6 protein-coding genes and 2 pseudogenes are annotated in these 5144 nt (G+C 44.0%); 1 reads left to right on the forward strand and 7 read right to left on the reverse strand.

The genetic code is table 11. The features are described 5' to 3' along the window. Positions 1–54: 54 nt before the first annotated feature. A pseudogene (locus VB740_RS35715) lies at positions 55–333 on the reverse strand (ATP-binding protein); the annotation flags it as partial. A 270-nt stretch (positions 334–603) separates the two neighbouring features. On the opposite strand from VB740_RS35715, the pseudogene VB740_RS35720 reads away from it, so the two are divergent. Further along, positions 604–792 (forward strand): annotated as a pseudogene (locus VB740_RS35720) (hypothetical protein); the annotation flags it as partial. Positions 793–1142: 350 nt separating this feature from the next. On the opposite strand, the gene VB740_RS35725 reads toward VB740_RS35720, so the two are convergent. From VB740_RS35725 to VB740_RS35750, 6 genes are all read right to left on the reverse strand, one after another. Next, positions 1143–1397: a CAP domain-containing protein gene (locus tag VB740_RS35725; protein WP_323204540.1), complete on the reverse strand. Its 255-nt coding sequence runs from the start codon at positions 1395–1397 to the stop codon at positions 1143–1145. Then, positions 1325–1570 carry a hypothetical protein gene (locus tag VB740_RS35730; protein WP_323204541.1) on the reverse strand — a complete coding sequence of 82 codons (246 nt, stop codon included), beginning with the start codon at positions 1568–1570 and terminating at the stop codon, positions 1325–1327. The genes VB740_RS35725 and VB740_RS35730 overlap by 73 nt, the downstream gene beginning before the upstream one ends. A gap of 204 nt (positions 1571–1774) precedes the next feature. Continuing rightward, positions 1775–2602, reverse strand: a complete 828-nt coding sequence (locus VB740_RS35735) for a glycoside hydrolase family 19 protein (protein WP_323204536.1) — start codon at positions 2600–2602, stop codon at positions 1775–1777. A 22-nt stretch (positions 2603–2624) separates the two neighbouring features. Next, positions 2625–3170 (reverse strand): 3D domain-containing protein, encoded by a 546-nt coding sequence (locus tag VB740_RS35740; protein WP_323204537.1) that lies wholly within the window; start codon positions 3168–3170, stop codon positions 2625–2627. A 153-nt stretch (positions 3171–3323) separates the two neighbouring features. Beyond that, positions 3324–4388, reverse strand: a complete 1065-nt coding sequence (locus tag VB740_RS35745; protein WP_323204538.1) for a LysM peptidoglycan-binding domain-containing protein — start codon at positions 4386–4388, stop codon at positions 3324–3326. Positions 4389–4564: 176 nt separating this feature from the next. Beyond that, on the reverse strand, positions 4565–5077 hold the full coding sequence (locus VB740_RS35750; protein ID WP_323204539.1) for a glycoside hydrolase family 30 beta sandwich domain-containing protein: 513 nt from the start codon (positions 5075–5077) through the stop codon (positions 4565–4567). Positions 5078–5144: the final 67 nt, after the last annotated feature.

Genomic DNA, 5144 nt, shown 5'->3' on the forward strand with positions numbered 1-5144 from the left:
TCAATTTTCCTTTCTACCATTTTTTTGTAACCAAATCATATTCCGGACGTGTCTACTGGATTCAAAATACACCACATGGAAGTCTAGCGCTTCAAGTTCTACCTGCAACCTTACTAGTTCTGTCGATTTCCCACAGCCGATATGACCTGTGAACAAGGTACAGGTTGGTTCATTGGCTTTAAAAAACGTAATTTTCTGCTTCAGCTTGCCAATAATATCACCGCCCCGCACTGAGGAGAAGTCAATGTAGTATTTCCTATCTAAGCTTTGATTGAGGTATAAAGTCCGGCTGGGGTCTGTTCTTTGGAAAAAATCTAGTAAATTTATACTCATAAAGAAAGTAATATATTCCTGCTTTGACAGCAGTTGGATTAGGGATAGCTGGACTGACAGAAAGCGAGGTGAAAAAGGGAATTGAATAAGAGGTTGTTTAAAAAGTACTTAGCTGTGATTTTAGGCACTTGTTGATCCCCCTTAACCCCGCTTAAAAAGTGGGGAAGCAGAATTCAAGTCCCCCTTTTCAAACGGGAGGAGGATGTAGAACATTTTGATACTAACAAGAGAACTTTTCAAACATCCTCTAAAGTTATTACTCACAAGGCTGTGAGCGATCGCCCCGGTAGAAGTGAACCACGAGTTCGGAAACGTCGCCCAAAAGCTTATCCCTTGATGACCAAACCCCGGATGAATTACGCAAGCAATTGCAAACTGCTTAAACCACAAGTGTTTTGGCTTTTCTTAGTGCCATTCTTCTCAGAGTGCGATCACTACCTATGGGAAACTTATATTTGAGCATCGATAGCGCCTCTTCTAGCGTAACAGCGTCAGTAATATAACGTAAGTTTATACAGCGAACACGTTCTTATAGTGACTAGCACCCTTGGGGCGGGGTTGCAGGTTTAGGGGTGTGGGGTGTAATGAGAGAAATAGCCCCAATAACCAGTGGGTACAAGCCCCGTCCTTGAAGGACGAACGCATTGGCTGGGGTTCCAAGCCCTGGCCTAATGCCGTCTTCCCCACACCCTACCCCCTATACCCTTCTGTCTGACCTTGCGCCGTACTGTGAGCTTTTTTTTCAACGTGAAGGCTATGCTAGTTAAGCATTATAATCTTTTTACCTCTCTTGTTTTGTTTAAGTCACGTTAGAACGGTCGTTGACCTACAAAGTTTCCTTGAGGGCTGTAGCGGCAAACGAGTCTTGTATTCCCATCACCCCCGTCAGCGACAGCGCATCCTACTTGAGTCGTATTCCGCCAAACGACCTGAGTATAATGTCCAACATCAGCCCAATTGCCAGTATTACTCACATCTGGAAATGTTCCGATCACAAAATGCTGCTTTTCATTTCCCCAACCCTCAAGCATTTGGGTAAAGCTAAAACTGCCTGATGTGCCCATCCAAAGATTTTCTCCTTCCCCATCTCTGGTTCTGGAATGAACCCTGGCATCACTAGCATCAAGCGTTCGATTGGTGGATGATTGACTGGGTTGATCTTGGCTGCAATTTGAGCGGCAGCTACCCATTGGTTGCGAGGTAGCATTTTGGGTAAACAAACGATCTGGTTGCACATGGTTATAACTCCTATAAGAAAGATATTTGATGACTTAGCAGGGAATGGCACTAAAACTCATGTGAAAGCTCGTCTGGGCAGGGTGTTGGGGGTAGGCTGAGTGGGTACAGACACAAATAAATTTCTTTTTCTTCCTCACGACACCCAACACCCAGAAGCCTTATAAATAATAACGGGTTTGCCGTTAACTTAGCGCCATTCGACTTAGCAGGAAAGATTTTCGCCTGGTGAAACTCCCAACCTCTGGCAAAAATCCTGATAAAAATTGATTCGATTTTGAGCTTCTTGTCTACCTTGTGGGGACGCATTCGGTCCACATTCGATGCCACCATTGATGATGGAGATTGTCATGCCGAAACCGGGGTTGCGGATAGCATTGTGGCACGATGTCATCCAGAACCACAGGGCGGTCATGAAGGAAATAGCGCTATCTGTTGAGACCAAATCCGGGTTATTGAGCAGATCAATACCAAGAGCCGCCCCACATGTAGCATAGTTGTAGTTCCACGACAACTGGATCGGTCCGCGACCGTGATAGGTTTTACCCTGCACACACGGATAGGTTGTAGGATCGCAATAGCTACCCCATACTGCTGTGTTCAGTTCCTCAATGTATTGTAAAAAACCCGTCTCTTGGGCAACATTTGCTAGGAAGGCAGCCGCCTCACGTCTGCATTCTTCGTCCGATCCTTCATTGCAGAAGCTTGGGTATTTCTGCGTGGCGATCACTAGACCGTCGTAGGAGTAAAAACCATTTCGGTTTGGGAATAGAGCCTCGAAGGTTTGCTGCGATACAATACCTGCGAAACCCTTGCCTATTGGGGGAAGGGGTGGTGGTGGAGTGACAGACCCGTTAGGAATGCAGATTTCTTGACCTATCTGTAAATTTGCCACATCCGCGTCTGTTAAGGAAGTGCCATCTGGTTTTTTGAGTTCATACCAACGGTTGCCATCACCTAATTGTTGTTGGGCAATAACAAAAAGCGTGTCTCCAGACTTAACAATATATGAACTACCGATTGTACAAGACATAAATCAACTCCAAAAAATTAAATTACAAAATTGCTGTAACAGACTGGACACCTAGATTGATTGCTTCTTCAACGCTATCAACAAAGATGTCAATCTTTTGACCGATAATTGCCGTACCGATATCTAGGGCAGCGGCAGGAACTTGCCTACCATCCCAAAGCACCAAGGTAAAATTTGTTAACAGGGGAATCACATTTGGGTCTACTGCACACTGTAAACGTCCAACGCTTTCACCTTGGCATTGTGATTGCAATTGAAGAGCAAGTGCTGCTTGCAATGTTACACCATGCACGCCGGAGGCAGGTAGATGGCAATTCGTTTCCTCCATACTGTAAAATCTGGCTTCTAGATTTATTTGCTTCCCGGAGGGAGGAGGTAAAGGAGTAGACCCTGGAATGCATATTTCTTGACCCACTTGCAAATTAGAAGCATCCCCGTCTGTAAATGGCATGCCATCTGGTTTGAGAATCTCATGCCAGCGTTCACCATCATCTAATTGTTGTTGGGCAATGATAAAAAGCGTGTCTCCCGACTTGACAATATATGAATTACCGAGTGTACAAGACATAAATCAACTCCAAACAAATGCTTCAAAGTATTAATCGCTACATCCGCCTTGATGCTTAACATAGATTACATTTGAAATTCCTTCTACTCTCAGAAGTGATGTTGTGTGAACGAAAAACTCTGGTACCGATTAAATCAAGCGATTAGTTTGTTTTTACGTGAAGATTCTTATACTTCGGATCAGGAAATATGCGTCTCGTAATTTGGGATTATTTTTTGTGTCCCAAAGGTAGCTACCGCATTTTTCTAATCCTCCAGGGAAAACATTGCCCGCCCAGTCTCCGCACAAGGTCGTATTGATGACCATCTCCATGTCTTTGAAATATCCCGGACACGGATTGAAGCTGACGTAAGGGTTTCCCCATGTATTTGGATCAGGTGAATCTCCAAGCACATTCGCAGGGATGTTAGCACGCTGCCAAAACCAAATTTTGATTGTCTGGTCGTAGACCCACTCGCAAGCGTATGCTCCGCCGCCGTTCTCGTTGAATCCGTGCCCGAAAGAGTTTTCGGGCCCCATAATGCCACATCCCGTGAAAGCGTTGTTGGCGTTGCAGTCGGGATTCAAAATATTTGGGATGTTCTGGACACATCCGTTTCTGGTGTGCAATGTTGACTGGTTACTGTTGTTCGCAGAGGGTGTCGAGTTGACTCCTTCGATGATGTCGATTTCTCCCTTCTCAGGCCATGTAGCTCCCGTTCCAACCAGCCATATCGCTGGCCATACCGCCATTTCTTCAGGGATGTGGTCTAAATCGATAATGAACAGTCCTCCATTATACTTTTTATCTGTGTAAATACGGATTGCCTTTCTTTGGCGTTTCTCTTCAGGGTTGTAGCCCTCCGATTCAACGTCGATTTTAATTTTGTTTCCATCGACAATGTTGATGAGCTCGCCCCACTTCCCGTATTTTACATAGCCGTGGGTTGGGTCGTCCTGGTCGAAAAAACTCCATTTGTCACCTTTTTCATTTCCGTTGATGAACTGATTTCCAATCCAACTATCTTGAAGCTGCCAAATGTTAGCACCACCGCCACCATTATCAGACTGCCCGGGAATAATAAGTACCATTTCAACTTGAATCTGTTCGGGATTATCTCCAATTACATTGCGATTCGCTTCATAAATAAGCTGCCACCGATTGCCATCTCCATAAACTTTTTCGGCTATCTTTGATAACGTGTCTCCTGGTTGTACGGTATATGTTTGCACTGACATAGTTGATAATTGGCTCCTTTAAAGAATTAAGCTGTAAAAAAACCAGAAACGGGCACTAAGTACAATATTTCACAAGTTTGTAGCGTTATTAAGGCAACACTATTGAAAGAGTTTTCCGACCCAGAATGTGGGTTTTCACGCGGCTATAGGCTTAATACCGATCTAATCTTTATTTATTAAGAGCGCCACTTGAATGTTACCGCAGCTTTTTCGGGTACCGTATATGTAAATGACTCTGAACCCGATTGAATTTTAACTGACTTCTGATTGGGTGTTCTATTGGACAATACAACTACTTTAGAGCCATCAGGGTTTTTGTATGCTACATCTTCAATATCGTCTGGAAATGAATTCGACTCTATTCTGTATGCTCCTGGGTCAACAAACTTGCTTGTATGACCCATTGAATAGTATGATGTATTTTTTGTTACACTGTCTGTAGAATCTGACCTAATTGTTAAGAAACCACGGTTTGAATTAGATGTATCTACTCCTGCAAGCTTTGGAGCTGCGTTCTGGTCAAGAGCTATATTCCAGAATACTACAGACTTAGACCAGTTTCTGGGTGGACGGATAGTGTGATACATCTGGTCTGCAAATTGGGCAGAATCATCACCTATCCACGTACCACTACCTGCCTCTGTGAACCATACATCCTTATCCGGGTATCTATTGTGTACTTCAGTCATTTTTTCATGTACAGTAACTGCCTAGCTAGTAGTAATTGAGGCGAGAAAAACACAGACATTACCAAGT

Source organism: Nostoc sp. UHCC 0251, from assembly GCF_034932245.1.
Classification (GTDB): domain Bacteria; phylum Cyanobacteriota; class Cyanobacteriia; order Cyanobacteriales; family Nostocaceae; genus Nostoc.